We start from the raw sequence: 18,612 nt of genomic DNA, 5'->3' as shown, positions 1-18,612 counted from the left end.
CATGCAACTCCGCTCTCTCCTCTTTTTTCCTACGCTTTGGCTGACCGTGCTCGCCGCTTCGGCCGCCATCAAGACCTACGACGTGCTGGTGATAGGTGGCGGCACGAGCGGCGTTTGTGCCGCCGTGCAGAGCGCCCGGCTGGGCAGTCGCACGCTGTTGGTGGAGCGAACGCCGTGGCTGGGCGGCATGTTGACGGCGGCGGGCGTGAGCGCCACCGACGGCAACTACCACCTGCCGAGTGGTATGTGGGGCGATTTCCAACAAGCCCTCATCCGGCATTACGGGTCGGCAGAGGCCCTACGCACGGGCTGGGTCAGCCTCATCCAGTTCGAACCGTCGGTCGGCAACGCCATCTTCCGGCAGTGGGTAGACCGAGAAAAGGACTTTCTGACCTACCTGCCCGAGACCGAATGGACCGACCTGAAGCGGCTGAAAGACGGTTGGCGGCTGACGCTCACGCGCCACGGCCGGCAAACACGGGTGAAAGCCCGCTATCTCATCGACGCCACCGAGCTGGGCGACGTGGCCAAGGTGGCCGGACTGTCATACCGTTTGGGCCTCGACGCCCGACAAGACACCCATGAGCCGATGGCCCTTGAGCAGCGACAAGACATCGTTCAGGACATGACCTACGCCATGACGCTCAAGGAATATGCCGAGCCAAGGCCGATGAAGCGCCCCGAAGGCTACACGCCGTGGGAGTTCCGCAACTGCTGCGTCTGTGCCTACAACGACTCCGTGCTGCCCCGTAAGCCTTGGTCGAAGGAGATGATGTTGAGCTACGGCCGGCTGCCCAACGGCAAATACATGATCAACTGGCCCATGTGGGGCAACGATATCTACCTGAACGATATCGAGTACAGCCCCGCCGAGCGCGACAGCCTGCACCGCGAGGCCAAGGCCAAGAGCCTGCGCTTCCTCTATTTCCTGCAACACGAGCTGGGTTTCGACCGACTGGACTTGGCCGACGACGAGTTTCCCACGCCCGACCGGCTGCCTTTCCTGCCTTACTATCGGGAGGGACGGCGCTTCGATGGGAGGATTCTCTTCACGCTGAACGACATCATCGAGCCTTACAATCGCCCCACGGCACTCTATCGCACGGCCGTCGCCGTGGGCGACTATCCCGTTGATCAGCACCATAACGAGCGGCCCGTAGACAGTCTCAGCCTGCCGTCTATCCCCTCATGGGGGCTTCCCTTGGGCGTATTCTTCCCAAAAGGAGAGTCGAGATTGCTGCTGGCCGAGAAGGCTGTTTCCGTGACCAACCTCGTCAACGGCACCTCACGGCTGCAGCCCGTGGTCATGCAGATAGGGCAGGTGGCCGGAACGCTGGCCGCCATGGCCATCCGACAAAAGACACTGCCCGAGCGACTGTCGGTCAGAGCCGTGCAAACCCAGTTGCTCCGCACGGGCAATTATCTGCTACCTTTCCTCGACGTGCCGAAGGACGACCCGCGCTTCAGGCCTTATCAGCGCATTGGCGTGACGGGACTGCTCCACGGCGTGGGGCGCCACGTTGACTGGCAAAACGAGTGTTGGCTTCAGGCCGACAGCCTGTTGCGCCGCCGCGACCTGCAACCGCTGGCCGACTTCTACGGTCTGAAGGAGCGTTTCGGTGGCGATCGCCCTGTGGCCGTCCAAGAACTACTGCTCTTGTTCACCCGCATCGCCACGCAAAATCACATCCTCCTGTCAGCTCCCATCGAACAGTTGGCGGCCGACTGCTACCGACAATACGCCGTGGGGTCACCCGAAAGGCCCGTCACGCGCGGCGCCTATGCCCTCCTGCTCGACCAAATCCTCCACCCCTTCGAGAGCGTCGACGTAGACCTCGAAGGACAATTCATCAGAAAATAAACCATCAATCATCACCTATGAGAAAAATACTGGCCCTCGTGGCCTTCTTCGTTGTTTGTTGGAATGCCTCGGCACAGGAACTGCGGTTCCGTGCCGACGGCACTTTCAAGATCGTGCAGCTCACCGACCTCCACTATCAGCTCGACAACCCCAAGTCGGCCCCGGCCTTGCAGAACATCGACAACGCGCTGGTGGGCGAACGCCCCGACCTGGTGGTGCTGACGGGCGACATCATCTACTCGTCGCCGGCCAAGGCCACGTTGCTCAAAGTGCTGGAACGGCTGGCCGCCCACAACATTCCGTGGGTCTATGAGTTCGGCAACCACGACTACGAACAGGGGCTTTCCAACCGCCAGCTCTACGACATCGCCCGAGAGGTGAAGGGCTGCGCCATGCCACCCGTCGCCGCCGGGCAGGAACTCGACTTCGTGTTGCCCGTGCGGTCGCACGACGGCAGCCGTGTGGCGGCCAACCTCTACTGCATGGACTCCCACGCCTACGCTCCCAAGGGCTACAAGACCGACGGCTACGCCTGGTTCACCTTCGACCAAGTGACGTGGTATCGCCGGCAAGCTCAGGCCGTCAAGGCGACCAACGGCGGCCGGACGATTCCGGCCCTGGCCTTCTTTCATATCCCTCTGCCCGAATACCACGACGCCGTGAAAGACGAGAACGCCATCCTGAAGGGCACCCGACAGGAAGCCTGCTGCTCGCCTCGGTTCAATTCGGGCATGTTCACGGCCATGTATGAGGGCGGCGACGTGATGGGCGTCTTCACCGGTCACGACCATGACAACGACTATGCCGTCATGTGGCACGGCATTCTGCTGGCCTACGGACGCTTCGGCGGCGGCAACACCGAGTACAACCACCTGACACCGGGCGCCCGAATCATCGTGCTGAAGGAGGGCCGGCGTGCCTTCGACACCTATATCCGGCAAATCGACGGCACCATTGTCGACCGCTCTTCCTACCCCTCCGACTACGTGCAGGACGACTGGCGTAAACGCTGACATTATCCTCTTGTTTTTCAAAGCAGTGCTTTTAGCGTGTCAAAGCAGCCCTTTTAGCGTGTAAAAGCTATGCTTTTACACGCTAAAAGCATAGCTTTTGAAAAACGGCGACCGACAGTCGTGCTCCGACATGTCCGCAACCTCGTCATACCCGGGCGTTTACCACGTCGTGACGCGTGCGCCATGTCGCCATTTATCCGTCTTATTTATTCAAAGAAAACTACTCTTTGAGGGAGGGTTTTTAACATTGTTTGCTGATTATCGGGCAGATTTATTAAAATATTTAATTAAATATCCTGTTTTATCTAAAATATTTTGTTACTTCGTTTCCTTTGTATTATATTTGCAAAAGTTAGCATCTCAGAACCTAAAAGTCTATCAGTTTGAGTAAAAAGCAAATGAAACATTTCTTCCTCATTACCTATCTATTGCTCATAACCGGCCTTGTTCAGGCTGCCGGAAAAATCAAAGTGGCCTGCGTCGGCAACAGCGTGACCTACGGATACGGTATTCCCGACAGGGAACAACGCAGCTATCCCGCCGTCTTGCAACGACAACTGGGTCCCGATTACGAAGTAAGAAACTTCGGACACTCGGGCACGACGCTCCTCAACCAAGGTCATCGGCCCTATCGGCAACAGCCAGAATACAAGGAAGCCTTGGCTTTCAAGGCCGACCTTGTGGTCATCCATCTGGGTCTGAACGACACCGATCCGCGCAACTGGCCTAACTACAACAGCCGGTTCGATCGTGATTACCAGAAGTTGATTACTGATTTCAGAACCGCGAACCCCAACGCCAAGATATGGATTTGCATCATGTCGCCCATCTTCGACCGACATCCACGCTTCGAAAGTGGCACCCGCGACTGGCACGCTGCCATTCAGAAGCATATCCAAAGAATAGCCCGGGCCAACGCGACGGGCTTCATCGACCTGCACACGCCGCTCTATGACCGGCCCGATTTGTTTGCCGACGCGATTCATCCCAATGCCGAAGGGGCCGCCATCATCGCCCAAACCGTGTATGCCGCCATCACCGGCAACTACGGCGGACTGCGCCTGTCGCCCCTCTATGGCGACGGCATGGTGATGCAACGCCGGCACCCCGTCGTCTTCAGGGGCACGGCCAACGCCGGAGAGAAAGTCAACGTGGCCTTCGACGGGCAGCGACTGGCGACGACGACCGGCACGGACGGCCGTTGGGAGGTGGCTTTTCCGGCCATGGAAGGGGGTGGCCCTTATCAGGCCCGGATAACAACGAAAAGTGGAAAACGCGACATACGCGATATATATATAGGTGAAGTGTGGCTTTGTTCGGGCCAGTCCAACATGGAACTGCCTGTCAGCGCCACGACCAGTGCCGACGACGACCTGGCCAAGGCCGCTCAGCAGCGGCGTCTGCACCTGTTCAACATGCCCACACGCTATCCCACCAACGCGGTGGAATGGTCGAAAACGGAGCTTGATTCGGTCAATCGACTGAAGCTGTTGCGGGTGGGACCGTGGCAGAAAGCGGACAGGGAGTCTGTCGAGGACTTCTCTTCCATCGCCTATCACTTCGGCCGAATCCTGGCCGACAGCCTGCAAATACCCGTCGGTATCATCTGCAATGCCGTGGGCGGAACGACCACTGAGTCGTGGATTGATCGTCGAACACTCGAATGGGATTTCCCTGTTATCCTCTGCGACTGGTATCATGGCGACTTCGGACAGGCGTGGGCACGTGGTCGCGCTTTACAAAACATCCGCAAAGCCGCCACTCCCGCGCTGCAACGCCATCCTTACGAGCCCGCTTATATGTTTGAAGCCGGCATGCTTCCGCTACAAGGCTATGCCATAAAGGGCGTTACTTGGTATCAGGGAGAGTCGAATGCCCACAATATAGAATTGCACGAACGGCTCTTCCGCCTCCTTGAAAAGAGCTGGCGAGGCTTCTTCCGGCAGCCCGACCTGCCGTTCCTCTTCGTGCAACTGTCAGGACTCAACCGTCCGTCGTGGCCAGAATTTCGCGACTCGCAACGCCTGTTGGCCGCCGAGTTGCCCCATACGTGGATGACCGTGTCGATGGATAAGGGCGACTCACTCGACGTGCACTACCGCAATAAAAAGCCGGTGGGCGAACGGTTGGCCTGGCAGGCTCTCGGACATGTCTACAGTCATAGGCTCGTTTGCGAAGGTTCCGCCTGCGTCAAGGCCGTCCGCGAAAGGCAGGGAGTGCGCCTCTCGTTCGACAACGCCAACGGACTGAAGGTGCAAGGCACAAGCCTCATCGGCTTTGAAGTGGCCGGAGAAGACGGCGTTTACCATGAGGCCGAAGCGCGTGTGGCCGGAACCGACGTGACGCTAAACTGTCCGCGGGTGGCCCGTCCTGTCAGTGTCAGATACGGATGGCAGCCTTTTTCGCGCGCTAATCTCGTCAACGCGGCCGGACTTCCATGCAGCACATTCAAAAAGGAAATAGCCCAATGAAGCATATCAAGTTAATCCTATTTATCTGTATCGTCATGAATGAACTTACAAACGGGCAGGAAACATTCGCCCAATCCTGGCAACTGCAAACCATCGAGCGGGTCTTCGGCTTCCCGACGAACGAACCCGGCATTGAAAAAGGAGTATCAGCATGCTTTGCCGGAACCGCCGGCAACAGCCTGGTGATGGCCGGCGGCTGCAACTTCCCCGACACGCCAGCGGCCGAAGGTGGCAGGAAACGCTACTACCAAGGTATCTACGCCGCAGAAGTCACGGACAACAATCAGCTCGACTGGAGGCTTGTCGGCCGGCTGCCGCAGCCCTGTGCCTACGGCGTCAGCATTCAACTGGAGGACGGAATCCTCTGCGTGGGCGGCAACAATGCCGACCGGAGCTTTGCCGAAGCCTACAAAATCAGCCTCGAAGACGGCCGGGCCGTCGTCACACCATACCCCGCCCTGCCGGTGGCCATGGACAACTTCACGGGTTGCCGCTGCGCCAACACGGCGACGGTGAGCGACGGGCACCGCCTCTACACACTCGACCTGGCCCGGCCCGAACAAGGATGGAGCGAAGCGCCGGCCCACCATGACGAGAAACTGGGCCAGCCCGTCAGCGGCAGTATCGACGGAACGTTCTGCCTCTGGGGCGGCTGCACCGCCAAGACGGCGGAGCGGCTGAGCCGACTCAACATGCCGGGACGGAGCTTCGGCAACCCTTCCGCCACGCTGCCGCCGCCCACCAACACCGTCGGCACGGAAATCTATCTCGGCGGGGCAGCTGCCCTGAACCTGTCGGAAGACGCCATCGTCATTGTCGGAGGGGTGAACAAGGACGTCTTTCTCGACGCGGTGAACAACCCCAAGCCCGGCTACATGACGCACGCCGTGGAGTGGTATCGGTTCAATCCCTACATCTGCGTCTTCCAAGAGGGCCGCTGGCACATCGCCGGCAGGAACCAAGTGGGGGCGCGCGCCGGTGCTGCGCTGGCCAAGCAAGGCAACGCCGTCTACATCATCGGCGGCGAACTGAAGCCCGGTATACGCACCCCCGAAATCTATCGACTCAACTTCAACCGCTAAATCTCTATGAAACTGATTGACAAGAAATCATATCCCTGGCTCGTCGTGGGCCTCTTGTGGATCGTAGCCCTGCTCAACTACATGGACCGCCAAATGCTTTCGACGATGCAGGAGTCCATGAAGGCCGACATCCAAGAACTGAATCAAGCCGAGGCTTTCGGCGCGCTGATGGCCGTATTCCTGTGGATCTACGGACTGGTGTCGCCCTTCGCCGGCCTCGTGGCCGACCGCGTGAGCCGCAAGTGGCTCGTCATCGGCAGCCTCTTCGTGTGGTCGGCCGTCACGCTGGCCATGGGTTTCGCCACCAGCTTCGACCAACTGTATTACCTGCGTGGGATCATGGGCGTGAGCGAAGCCCTCTACATCCCCTCGGCCCTGTCGCTCCTGGCCGACTGGCACGAAGGCAAGAGCCGCTCACTGGCCATCGGCATTCACATGACGGGTATCTACGTGGGTCAGGCCGTAGGCGGCTTCGGGGCCGTGGTGGCCGCCATGCTCTCGTGGAAGACCACCTTCCACTGGTTCGGTATCATCGGAATAGCCTACTCTCTGGTGCTGATAGCCCTGCTGCATGAGAAGGCCGGCCACGCCGCGAAGCCCTCCACGCAAGATCAAAAGCCCGGGGCGGGCGGACTGCTGCAGAGCTTCGGCGTCGTATTGTCCAACTGGGCGTTCTGGATCATCCTCTTCTTCTTCGCCGTTCCCAGCCTTCCGGGATGGGCAACGAAGAACTGGCTGCCGACGTTGTTCGCCAACAACCTGGGCATACCCATGGAAAGTGCCGGTCCGCTCTCCACAATCACCATCGCCGCCTCGTCGTTCATCGGCGTCATCTTCGGCGGTTACCTGTCCGACAAGTGGGTGCGGCACAACCTCAAGGGCCGCGTCTACACCAGTGCCATCGGCCTGGGCCTCACCATTCCGGCCCTCGTGCTGCTGGGCTACGGCCACAGTCTGCCGGCCATCGTGGGCGCGGGGCTGCTCTTCGGTGTAGGTTTCGGAATGTTCGATGCCAACAACATGCCTATCCTCTGCCAGTTTATCTCTTCTAAATACCGTGCTACGGCCTATGGTATCATGAACATGACGGGCGTGTTTGCCGGCGCCGCCGTCACGCAAGTGTTCGGAAAGTGGGCCGACGGCGGTAGCTTAGGCACGGGTTTTGCCCTCCTCGGCGGCATCGTGGCCGTGGCTCTCATTATCCAGCTGACTTTCCTGAAGCCCAAAACAGATAACATGAACTAACTCAAATACTGTAATTTAAACTATAAACATTATGGAAAAGATTATCGGCCTCATAGACGCGCCGTTTACACCGTTCCACGCCAACGGTGACGTAAACCTCGAACCTATCGCTGCTTATGCGGCTATGTTGCAGAAAAACGGACTCAAAGGCGTATTCATCAATGGTTCTTCGGGCGAAGGCTACATGCTGACGACCGACGAACGCAAAGCTCTGGCCGAGAAATGGGTGAGCTGTGTGCCCGCCGGTTTCAAGGTAATCGTACACGTGGGCAGCTGTTGTCTGCGCGAAAGTGTCGAATTGGCCCGCCACGCCCAGCAGATCGGAGCGTGGGGAATCGGTTCGATGGCACCTCCGTTCCCGAAGATTGGTCGCATCGAAGAACTCGTGAAATACTGCGAACAGATTGCCGCAGCCGCGCCCGAGTTGCCCTTCTACTACTACCACATCCCCGCTTTCAACGGCGCTTTCCTGCCTATGCTCGACCTGCTCAAGGCTGTTGATGGCCGCATTCCTAACTTCGCGGGTATCAAATACACCTTCGAGAGCCTTTACGAGTACAACCAGTGTCGCCTCTATGCCAACGGCAAGTACGACATGTTGCACGGGCAGGACGAAACGATCCTGCCTTCGCTGGCCCAAGGAGGCGCTCAGGGCGGCATCGGAGGTACCACCAACTACAACGGCCGTGAGCTTGTGGCCATCATCGACGCTTGGAAACGTGGCGACATCGAGGCCGCGCGCGACCATCAGAACTTCGCTCAGGAGGTGATAAACGTCATCTGCCACTTCCGTGGAAACATCGTTGGCGGCAAGCGCATTATGAAACTCATCGGCTTCGACTTAGGTCCGAACCGCGTACCGTTCCAAAATATGACCGACGAAGAAGAACAACGCATGAAAGCCGAGCTGGAAAGCATTCACTTCTTTGACCGTTGCAACCAATTCTAAAACAAGACTTATGATAGATATAAAAGCATATATCAGCGAATGGGCACGTTCTTACAAGGACGACCTGACCCAAAATATCATGCCGTTCTGGATGAAGTACGGCCTCGATCGTGAACACGGAGGTGTCTATACCTGCGTAGACCGTGACGGAACGCTCATGGACACCACCAAGTCGGTATGGTTCCAAGGCCGCTTCGCCTTCGTTTGCGCCTACGCTTATAATAATGTAGAGAAGAACGAGGAATGGCTTCAGGCCGCCAAAACGACCATCGACTTCATCGAAAAATACTGTTTCGACAAGGACGGGCACATGTATTTCTCCGTCACTGCCGACGGCCGGCCGTTGCGGAAGCGCCGTTATGTCTTCAGCGAGACCTTCGCCGCCATCGCCATGTCTGAATACGCGCTGGCCACAGGCGACATGCACTATGCCGAACGCGCTATGCAGGTGTTTGAAGACACCCAGCGTTTCTTGGCCACACCGGGCTTCCTTGCGCCTAAATTCGAGCCAGAGGTGCAGTTGCAGAGCCACTCCATCATCATGATTCTCATCAATGTGGGCAGCCGTTTGCGCGCCGTGGTGGACAATCCCAAACTAACGCTGCAGATCAACGACTCTATCGACAAGTTGCGTCGCTACTTCATGCACCCCGAATTCAAGGCTTTGCTCGAATGCGTAGGTCCTAACGGCGAGTTCGTCGATACCAATATGACCCGCGTTATCAACCCCGGTCATTGCATCGAGACCAGCTGGTTCCTTATGGAAGAGGCGCGGCAACGCAACTGGGACAAAGACTTGATGGACACCGCGCTCACCATCTTCAACTGGTCATGGGACTGGGGATGGGACAAAGAGTACGGAGGCATCATCAATTTCCGCGATTGTCGCAACCTGCCTCCACAGGATTACTCGCAGGATATGAAATTCTGGTGGCCGCAGAGTGAAACCATCATCGCCTCGCTCTACGCTTATCTGGGTACGGGCGACGAGGAATACCTCTATCGTCACCGCCAAATCAGCGAGTGGACATACGCTCATTTCCCCGATAAGGAGTATGGTGAGTGGTACGGATACCTGCATCGCGACGGCACGGTGGCCCAACCGGCCAAGGGAAACCTCTTTAAAGGGCCTTTCCATATCCCACGCATGATGATCAAGTCGTTTACGTTGTGTAATGAAATTCTTGAAAAGTTCTAAACGAAACCCATCGGATGGAACAACGAGAATATGATTTAATCATGGCCAACTATGGCATTACCCGGCAGCACAGCTACGATATCGTGCTGCTGCCGTGGGGTGCCACAGAGCCTCACAACCTGCATCTGCCTTATCTGACCGACTGTATTCTGTCGCACGACCTCTCGACGGCCTATCCCGACTTCTTCATCGCCTGCGGTGAGTGGTTTAAGATGGCGCCGGTGGCCGAATACTTCGACCAACCGGGCGATCATGCCGACGAAGTAGAGACATCTGTGATGATGCACTACCATCCCGAGTGGGTCAACCTGTCCGAAGCCGGCCCGGGCGAAGGCCACGGCTTTGCCGTCAAAGCCTTGCGACAAGGCAAGGTTTGGTTGCCTCGCCATTGGAATTTGGCATCGCCCGACGACACGGGTATCGGCAATCCGGCCCTTGCTACGGCCGAAAAGGGTAGGCGTTTTGCTGAGGCCGTCGTAGCGGAATACGCCGATTTTCTGCGTGATTTCAAGCGGATCCGGCAACCGCAGGATCTCTACGAATAAATAAGATCAAACCGACACTTTTCCAAGAGGATAGCTATTGCCCGCCAATAGCTATCCTTTTGTGCGTTATAAAAGCGGGCCGGTAGAAAGAAGCTAATCACATTTCCCATTTTCCATTAGTTTTATGTCTTTATTCCCCACAATCTGAAAACCTATCCTGGCCCTCCCAAAGGGACTACTCTTTATACACATCTCTGTTTAACAAAAAACTCTTTAAAAAATAGCGTATGCTATAAACAGAATTTAAGTAAGATAATCTCGAAAAGTCAATGATTTCAACATCAAACAACAGAGTTCTTATCACAAATTTTAAGTTAATCGAGATGTGTATAAAGAGTAGCCCAAAGGGAGGGTGAACTAATTGAAAAGAATGGGAAGTGTGGAATGTAAAATGTAGACAGCTTACCTTTTTGCACTTCACACATCCTATTTCACACTCTACATTTCCTATTTCACGCTTCACATTTCCCACTTAGCTTTATGTCTTTCTTGACCGCTTGCGGCCCTTATGTCTTTGTTCCGACAATCTGAAGAATATGTTTTTATGTCTTTATGTCTTTAAAAACAACATAAGAAAAATATGTCTTTATGTCCTTAAAAACAACAATGAGAAGAATATGTTTTTCTGTCTTTACTCTGAATAATCTTTACATATACCATCAAAAAAGTGGCATTATTTTGAAAAAGAAAAGACTTGGGCGAAAATAAGCGATTGTAGAGCGAGTTTATAAAATATTGATTATCAGTGCGTTGTGATCAACAAGGCGTTTTGCTGTCGCTTTTTTGCCTTTAATAGCTATACTTTTAGGCTATAATCGCGGCCCTTTTACCGGCTAAAAGCTGTGGTTTGGCGGGGTAATCGCTATGCTTTGAGCCGATAAAAGCATAACTTTGGGCATAAAAGAGGATAAAAATCGGCAAAGCGAAGGACTTTTTCGGCGTGCCGGCACTTAGATGATGTGTTGCGGAAGTGTTAAAATAATGCGATTTTTTCTAACAAAATCACGGGAGAAGGTTAAAGTCTTATTAGTGCAATGTTATGTAGAGAAAACTTAATTAATTTGGAGACTTGGCAAAATATGGTTATATTTGCAACATTAAATTAATCATGCGTAATGGCATCTGATAATCATATTGTTACAAAGCAGTGGTCTAAACTGGAGAAAGCTCCGGTTGTTGTAGCTATGTGTCAAATTAAGTTTGACGAAAGCAATGTTGCGATAGATGATTTTTTACGTTTTGATGCTAATCTGCGAAGGTATCTTCCGGAAAGGAATCATAATATTGCCGCAAGTATTAGTTTGAAAACCAATACACCTATTCCACTTGGTAAAGCTCCTATTAAGGGAATTTCTGACACTAAGGTTACAGGTTACTTGTATTTTTCGAAGGATCAAAAAGAAAAATTGGAAATTTCAACAGATGGAATTACCTATACAAGTGAGGCGGCATATATGGGGTGGGACAATTTTAAGACGACAGTACTTAAATATACAGAATTGTTTAAACCTATTTTGGAAACTGTTGCGATCAAACGTACTTCTATCCGATTCATTAATCAATTCGAAATAACTGAATTTGATGACCCTGCGGAGTACTTTAATACCGTCATATCCTCTACTGGAGATGAGCGCCATTTACCATATCCATTGCTAAAATATGGTTTTAGGATGACAGTAGACGTAAAAGAAGGTGTTTATTCTATCATCAACCAAAATGTTGATAAGAAAACAGATAAATACACATATATTTTTGATATAGATGTACTGAACAGAAATAACCTTTTATATACGTCTGACTCATTAGAATGCGTGCTTGAAGACTTGAGAAATATTAAGAATACTATTTTCTTTAATAATATAACAGATAAGACCATCGCATTATGCAACTGAGCAATATAAAGAGAGGATGGATGCCTCTTACACTTGCGGCAGGTTTAATTACCGTCGCAAAAACTCCTGTCTATGCCGATATTGATCAGTTTAGTAAGATTGTGGCTGTAATAAATCGGACCGACACAGCTGAGTATATTCAAGAAGTTAATAATGAAAATGATATCATTTTAAATGATAAGATAAGTTTTAGAAATCATCTTACCGCATGGCAATCCAAAACGATGTTTTTATCATCGATTCAGCGAATCATTGATTTGCCTGATTTTAAAGCGATTGTTGCTATGGGCAGAAATGCGGTTCCTTTCATCTTAGAGGAGATTGAGGCAAAACCATCCAACCTTGTATGGGCTTTGAATTTGATTTTTAAGAAAAAAATCACCGATACTCCCAATACAACTATTGAAGAGGCATGTAAGCTATGGGTAAAAGCGCTGAGATCATAGAAATTTTGAAACAAGCCTTTCCCGGTCTAAATGATGATAAAGACTTTGAGATTACCAGCCCTGCCACACCAAATTATAATTGTATTGCATGGGCATATCAGATAAAAGACAGGTGGATGTGGCCGGCTTCTGAAGCGTCTTCTTTAGATGGTATTTATTATTGGCCTGATAAAATTATAAAGACTCCTGATGTCAGAGCTTTTATTGAAGCTTTTCGTTTAAAGGGATATGAATGTTGTGATACGGAGGATTATGAAGAGGGATTCCAGAAAATAGCTTTGTATGTCGTCCGCAACACAACGGAATGTACACATGCGGCAAGACAACTGAGAAATGGAAAATGGACCAGTAAATTAGGTCAGCAAAATGATATTCAACATGGTACCCCTTATACTATTGAAGGTGATAATTACGGAGTTGTCTATTGTATAATGAAAAGGAAAGTTAAATTTGAGTAGCGCAAAGAACTTTTTCAAGCTTTGGGTAAAGTTCCGCAGATAACTTCGCCTTGTCAGTTTATAGAGATTAGGGACTGACGTTCCCGTTCAATTGATATCTGTCCGATTGACTGGAAGTATGCCGGATATTACAAGGTTGTGATGATAGTGGTGTCACTTTATCATTTATTTTTTACCTTTACAATTCCATCTCACGTATAACAGTTTACACATGGATTTATCGGAAACTTTGATCGTTCAAAATCTGAAGGAGGGTAACGAGCATGCTTATAAGTATGTGTTCGATGCCCACTATGATGTGTTGTGCGTCATCGCGGCCCGTTATCTGCATGATGATTTTGTAGCCGAAAGTGTGGTGGGCGACGTGATTTTCCACCTTTGGGAAACGCGTGAGAACATCGATATCCAAACGTCCTTGCGTCAATATCTTGTCAGAAGCGTGCGCAACCGTTGTCTCGACTATCTGAAGTCGCGTCGGTTTCGCCATGAACAGACGCTTTCGACCCTATCCGATGACAGCCGCCTGCTCGAACGACCTGCCAATCACGACCATCCGTTGGGCTATCTGTTGGAAAAAGAACTCGAACAGACCATCAACGACGCCATCGAAAGATTGCCGGACGATTGTCGGCGTGTCTTCAAGATGAGTCGACTTGAGGGCAAAAAGAATGCCGAGATAGCCCGGGAGTTAGGCATTTCGGTCAATACTGTGAAGTATCACATGAAGCATGCCTTGCGACTCTTACAGCAGCAGTTGGGTAAATACTTCGTTTTTTTGCTGATGGCGTATTTTGCTTGATGGCCTAATGCGTTGGAGTCAGGCAGGCATCGCGGCCCTATCAGACAAAAAAATAATTTTCTCACTACCCCCTTGTCTTTTTTTATCGTCTCTCTAATACCTAAACTCAAATGATGACAGAACCTACCAGCCACATTGACGACCTGATCGTCCGCTTTTTCACCGACGACCTCACCGCTGACGAACGCCTCGAACTTGACAACTGGAAAGCCGAGAGCGAGGACAACCGTGCCTATTTCGGTCAGTTGGAAGAGATATGGTTTTCTGTTGCGGAGCCGGAGGTCGACAACCGGTTTCATAAGCAGCGTGCCTATGATGAGTTTCTAAAGCGTGTGGCTATGGCTCAGGAGGCCGAACAGCCTCGCGGCCGTCGCTGGATGAGCCTGCTGAAATACGCAGCCGTGGCCGTACTGACGGTGGGTCTGTTCTCTTACCTATCTTATAATATAGGGCGACAGGGACTGCTGAGCGCCTTTGCCGACATCCGCATAGAGGCTCCGCTGGGGTCGACCACCAAGATGCGGTTGCCCGATGGCACCCGGGTATGGCTCAATGCCGGTTCGACGGTGAGCTATTCGCAGGGCTTCGGCGTGGAAAACCGCAACGTGAAACTCACGGGAGAGGGCTATTTCGAGGTGGCGAAGAACAAGCAGCTGCCCTTCACGGTCAGCTCAAGCAACCTCAATGTGCGCGTGCTCGGCACCAAGTTCAACTTCCGCGACTACGCCACGGACGACGAAGCCGTGGTCGATCTGGCCGAAGGCAGCGTGGCCCTCGATGTAACGGCACGTCCCGATCGCCACTATCAGTTGCGTCCCAACCAGCGGGCCGTATTCTCCAAGACCTCTCGCCGGGTGTATATCGGCGACTGCGTGGCTACCAATGCCAGCCAGTGGACCGACGGCACCATCGTGCTCGACGGCAAGTCGATGAAGGATATCGCCCTGCAACTGTCGCGCAGCTATAATGCCGATGTCGAAATAACCAACCGGCGGGCAGCTTCCATGCACTTCTACGGTTCCTTTACCCGACGGTCGCAAAGCCTGAAAGACGTGCTCGACGCCCTCTCTTCGACGGGCAAGATACGTTATCGGATGGTAGACGAGCGAAAGGCCGTCGTTTATTGACATCAAAGATATCTGACCTGAATCCTATAAACCCTAAAACAAATAACCCCCAATGAACAGTAAATAATCGACAAAAGTACTTAACTCAGAAAATATCAACATATCTCTCCGGTTCCACGGCAAGACAATTCAAACCAAGCTGTGGGGCCGAAAGAAATCTGTGATTATCTTATTAACCAATTAAATTTATAAAGTTGAATGAATAGCAAGAGAAAAGGTCTGTTAGTGACCGCGTTCCTGTTATGTCTGAACCTGAATCTGGCGGCTCAGCACGTTTCGCTCAATCTGAAAAGCGTTACGGTGAAGAAAGCCATGACAGAGTTGAGACAGAAGAGTGGATATTCATTCGTGTTTGAAGCCGGCGATCTGGATATACAGAAGGTTGTCAGCGTCAACGCGACGAATATCAAACAAGCCATCGAACAGATTCTGCAAGGACAGCGTCTGTCGTATGAAATCAAAGGGACAAACATTATCGTCTCCAAGTCTTTACAGCAAAACACACAGCGACAGCAAAATGTCGGTGAGAAGAAAAAGGTGAGCGGCGTTATCAAAGATGAAACCGGCGAGCCTGTTGTGGGTGCCACCATCCGGCAGAAGGGTGTTCAGGGTGGAACCATTACCGATCTTGACGGTCATTTCACATTGATGGTTGACGAAGGATCCGAGCTGGAAATATCCTACATCGGCTATGATACGAAGACCGTGCGTGTGGGCAAGAACAACAGCTACAACATCAGTTTGTCGTCGGGTTCGGCCAAAGAACTGAATGAAGTTGTCGTTACGGCCCTCGGTATCAAGCGCGAACAGAAGGCGCTGAGTTACAATGTGCAACAGGTGAATGGCGATGAGCTGGTGGCCAATAAGGACGCTAACTTCATCAATTCGCTGAATGGTAAGGTGGCCGGTGTGAATATCAACGCCAGCTCATCGGGTGCCGGTGGCGCGTCGAAGGTAGTAATGCGTGGTACACGAAGCATTGAACAGTCGAGCAATGTATTGTATGTCATCGACGGTGTGCCCATGTTTAACTTCGGTGGTAGCGGTGATTCGTCATTCGGTTCTAACGGAACGACTGAAGGTATTGCCGACATCAATCCCGAGGATATCGAATCAATGTCGGTGTTGACGGGTGCGGCCGCTGCCGCCCTTTATGGTAACCGTGCGTCGAATGGTGCCATTGTCATTACCACTAAGAAAGGTAAGGCCGGTTACACCGAGTTTACTGTAACCCAGAGCACCGAGTTCTCGGAGGCATTCCGTCTTCCGGAGTTCCAGAATCGCTACGGAACGGGAAGCGGTATGCGTCAGGCCGGTGCGGATAGTTACAGTTGGGGCCGCTTACTCAATGAGGCCAATTACATGGGTTACGATCCGAAGAGGGATTATCTGAAGACCGGTATCATGACAACAGAGGCTTTCTCCGTGTCGACAGGGTCGGAGAAGAACCAGACTTACTTCTCGGCCAGTGCGTTGAACTCCGGTGGTATCATTCCGAACAACAGCTATAACCGTTATAACTTTACGTTCCGCAACACGTCGAGCTTGTTAAACGATAAGTTATTGCTCGATGCCGGTGCCAGCTATATCATTCAGAACGACCGTAACATGACCAATCAGGGTGTGTATGCCAACCCCTTGGTGTCGGCCTATCTCTATCCGCGCGGCAACGACTACAACGATATGGCCATGTTTGAGCGCTTCGACACCAGACGAAACATTTATACGCAGAACTGGAACAACCTGTTGAGCGAGTTCGTGGGACAGAATCCTTACTGGATTAACTACCGCAACCGCCGTACCAACAAGAAGTATCGCTACATGATGAATGTGGGACTGACCTATAAACTCACCGACTGGATGAATGTTTCGGGTCGTATCCGTATTGATAACGCTACGAATACTTTTGAAAAGAAGTATTTTGCCAGCACCAATACAACCATTGCGGGTGCCAACGGTCAGTATGCTAAGATTAAAACTGATGACAAGCAGACTTATGGTGACTTGATGTTGAATATCAACAAGCGTTTGTTGCAAGACAAACTCTCTGTGGTGGCCAACATCGGTGCGTCGCTCGCCGACAATAAGCAAGACCAGACGGGTATCGACGGGCCGATAGCCGACAACTTGATACCCAATGTCTTCAATGAATATCAGATTGATGTCAATCGTGAAAAGCGTGAACCCAGAGGTTATCACGAACAGACGAAGTCACTCTTTGCCAGTGTCGAACTGGGATGGAAAAGCCAATACTACATTACAGTTACTGGTCGCAACGACTGGCCTTCGATGTTGGCCGGCCCACACTCCAACAAAAGCTCTTTCTTCTATCCATCTGTGGGGGGTTCATGGATTATCTCCGAGACCTTGAAGATGCCTAAAGCCATTGATTATTTGAAGGTGCGCGGTTCGTTTGCTTCGGTGGGTATTCCTTTCGTTCGCGAAATTGCCAACCCGAAACATGAATGGGATAACAACACCAAGCAGTGGAAGAGCCAGACCATCTATCCTATTTATGACCTGAAGCCTGAAACAACCAACTCGTGGGAAGTGGGTTTGCAGGCTCGTTTCCTGAAACACTTCAATCTCGATGTGTCTTTATACTGGACTAAAACATTCAATCAGACGTTCAATCCCGACATTTCCGTATCGTCAGGTTACTCCGCGCTCTACATCCAAACGGGTAACGTGTCGAATAACGGTATTGAGTTGGCCTTCGGTTATAATAACAAATGGGGCCATTTCAGTTGGTCGAGCAACTATACTTTCAGTTCAAACCGCAACAGAATCAATGAGCTTGTGCGCAATTACGTTCACCCTGAGACGGGTGCCGTCATCAATAAGGATCGCCTCGACGTAGGTGGTTTGGGCAATGCTCACTTCATTCTGAAGGAAGGCGGTACGCTGGGCGACCTCTATTCTCTGACCGATGTGATGCGCGATGACAAGGGTCGCGTGTATGTTGACAAGGATGGCAAAGTGTATCGTAATAATAATGTAGGCGATGTCAAGTTGGGTTCGGTGTTCCCGAAGGCCAATATGGCTTGGCGCAACGACTTTACTTATAAGGGATTCAGCCTCGGCGTGATGGTCAGTGCTCGCTTTGGCGGTATCGTTTATTCAGCCACACAGGCCGCGCTCGACCTCTACGGCGTATCGGAAGCCAGCGCGAAGGCTCGTGATAATAAATATGTGAAAGTCAATGGTAACGACTATCTCAACCCCGAATCGTGGTATTCGACCATCGGTGCCAGCGATGGTATTCCGCAATTCTATACCTACAGTGCCACCAATGTTCGTTTGCAGGAAGCCAGCTTGGGCTATACCTTCAAGAAGAAGCATTTCTTCGGACTGGGCGATCTTACGCTCTCTTTCACCGGACGCAACCTGCTGATGTTCTATTGCAAAGCGCCGTTCGATCCAGAGACAACAGCTACCACGGGTAACTACTATCAGGGCATTGACAAGTTTATGACACCAAGCACACGCAACCTTGGTTTCAATATCAAACTTAAATTCTAACGAG

General features: G+C 52.0%; 14 protein-coding genes. All 14 read left to right on the top strand.

Annotated elements, in window-relative coordinates:
* The first annotated feature begins 1 nt into the window (after position 1).
* Positions 2-1,861 (top strand): FAD-dependent oxidoreductase, encoded by a 1,860-nt coding sequence (locus tag JHU38_RS00785; protein WP_107581500.1) that lies wholly within the window; start codon positions 2-4, stop codon positions 1,859-1,861.
* 17 nt (positions 1,862-1,878) lie between these two features.
* Entirely contained in the window at positions 1,879-2,874 is a 996-nt protein-coding gene (locus JHU38_RS00780) for a metallophosphoesterase family protein (RefSeq protein ID WP_107581501.1), read from the top strand.
* Between the two features lie 398 nt (positions 2,875-3,272).
* Entirely contained in the window at positions 3,273-5,345 is a 2,073-nt protein-coding gene (locus tag JHU38_RS00775) for a GDSL-type esterase/lipase family protein (RefSeq protein WP_107581502.1), read from the top strand.
* Positions 5,342-6,427: a mutarotase gene (locus JHU38_RS00770; protein WP_107581503.1), complete on the top strand. Its 1,086-nt coding sequence runs from the start codon at positions 5,342-5,344 to the stop codon at positions 6,425-6,427. Before JHU38_RS00775 ends, JHU38_RS00770 begins: the two co-directional genes overlap by 4 nt.
* Positions 6,428-6,433: 6 nt before the next feature.
* Complete coding sequence (locus JHU38_RS00765; RefSeq protein ID WP_107581504.1) at positions 6,434-7,672, top strand: MFS transporter; 1,239 nt, start codon at positions 6,434-6,436, stop codon at positions 7,670-7,672.
* A 31-nt stretch (positions 7,673-7,703) separates the two neighbouring features.
* Complete coding sequence (locus JHU38_RS00760) at positions 7,704-8,621, top strand: dihydrodipicolinate synthase family protein (protein ID WP_021588446.1); 918 nt, start codon at positions 7,704-7,706, stop codon at positions 8,619-8,621.
* A 10-nt stretch (positions 8,622-8,631) separates the two neighbouring features.
* Positions 8,632-9,819: an AGE family epimerase/isomerase gene (locus JHU38_RS00755; protein WP_232369788.1), complete on the top strand. Its 1,188-nt coding sequence runs from the start codon at positions 8,632-8,634 to the stop codon at positions 9,817-9,819.
* Between the two features lie 14 nt (positions 9,820-9,833).
* The gene (locus JHU38_RS00750; protein WP_107581505.1) at positions 9,834-10,364 is read left to right on the top strand and encodes a creatininase family protein; all 531 of its coding nucleotides are present in this window, start codon (positions 9,834-9,836) and stop codon (positions 10,362-10,364) included.
* A 1,115-nt stretch (positions 10,365-11,479) separates the two neighbouring features.
* Positions 11,480-12,256: a TIGR04255 family protein gene (locus tag JHU38_RS00745; protein ID WP_107581506.1), complete on the top strand. Its 777-nt coding sequence runs from the start codon at positions 11,480-11,482 to the stop codon at positions 12,254-12,256.
* Positions 12,247-12,702: a hypothetical protein gene (locus JHU38_RS00740; protein WP_107581507.1), complete on the top strand. Its 456-nt coding sequence runs from the start codon at positions 12,247-12,249 to the stop codon at positions 12,700-12,702. Before JHU38_RS00745 ends, JHU38_RS00740 begins: the two co-directional genes overlap by 10 nt.
* Positions 12,678-13,160, top strand: coding sequence for a DUF7689 domain-containing protein (locus JHU38_RS00735; protein WP_199222643.1), 483 nt, complete (start codon positions 12,678-12,680; stop codon positions 13,158-13,160). Before JHU38_RS00740 ends, JHU38_RS00735 begins: the two co-directional genes overlap by 25 nt.
* Before the next feature lie 211 nt (positions 13,161-13,371).
* Positions 13,372-13,959 carry an RNA polymerase sigma-70 factor gene (locus JHU38_RS00730; protein ID WP_107581508.1) on the top strand — a complete coding sequence of 196 codons (588 nt, stop codon included), beginning with the start codon at positions 13,372-13,374 and terminating at the stop codon, positions 13,957-13,959.
* A gap of 110 nt (positions 13,960-14,069) precedes the next feature.
* Entirely contained in the window at positions 14,070-15,086 is a 1,017-nt protein-coding gene (locus JHU38_RS00725) for a FecR family protein (RefSeq protein WP_107581509.1), read from the top strand.
* A 198-nt stretch (positions 15,087-15,284) separates the two neighbouring features.
* On the top strand, positions 15,285-18,608 hold the full coding sequence (locus tag JHU38_RS00720; protein ID WP_232369787.1) for a SusC/RagA family TonB-linked outer membrane protein: 3,324 nt from the start codon (positions 15,285-15,287) through the stop codon (positions 18,606-18,608).
* Positions 18,609-18,612: the final 4 nt, after the last annotated feature.

Source organism: Prevotella illustrans, assembly GCF_017426725.1.
GTDB lineage: Bacteria > Bacteroidota > Bacteroidia > Bacteroidales > Bacteroidaceae > Prevotella > Prevotella illustrans.
Note: the sequence above shows the minus strand (reverse complement) of the source record. Positions and strands in the feature narration are given on the sequence as shown.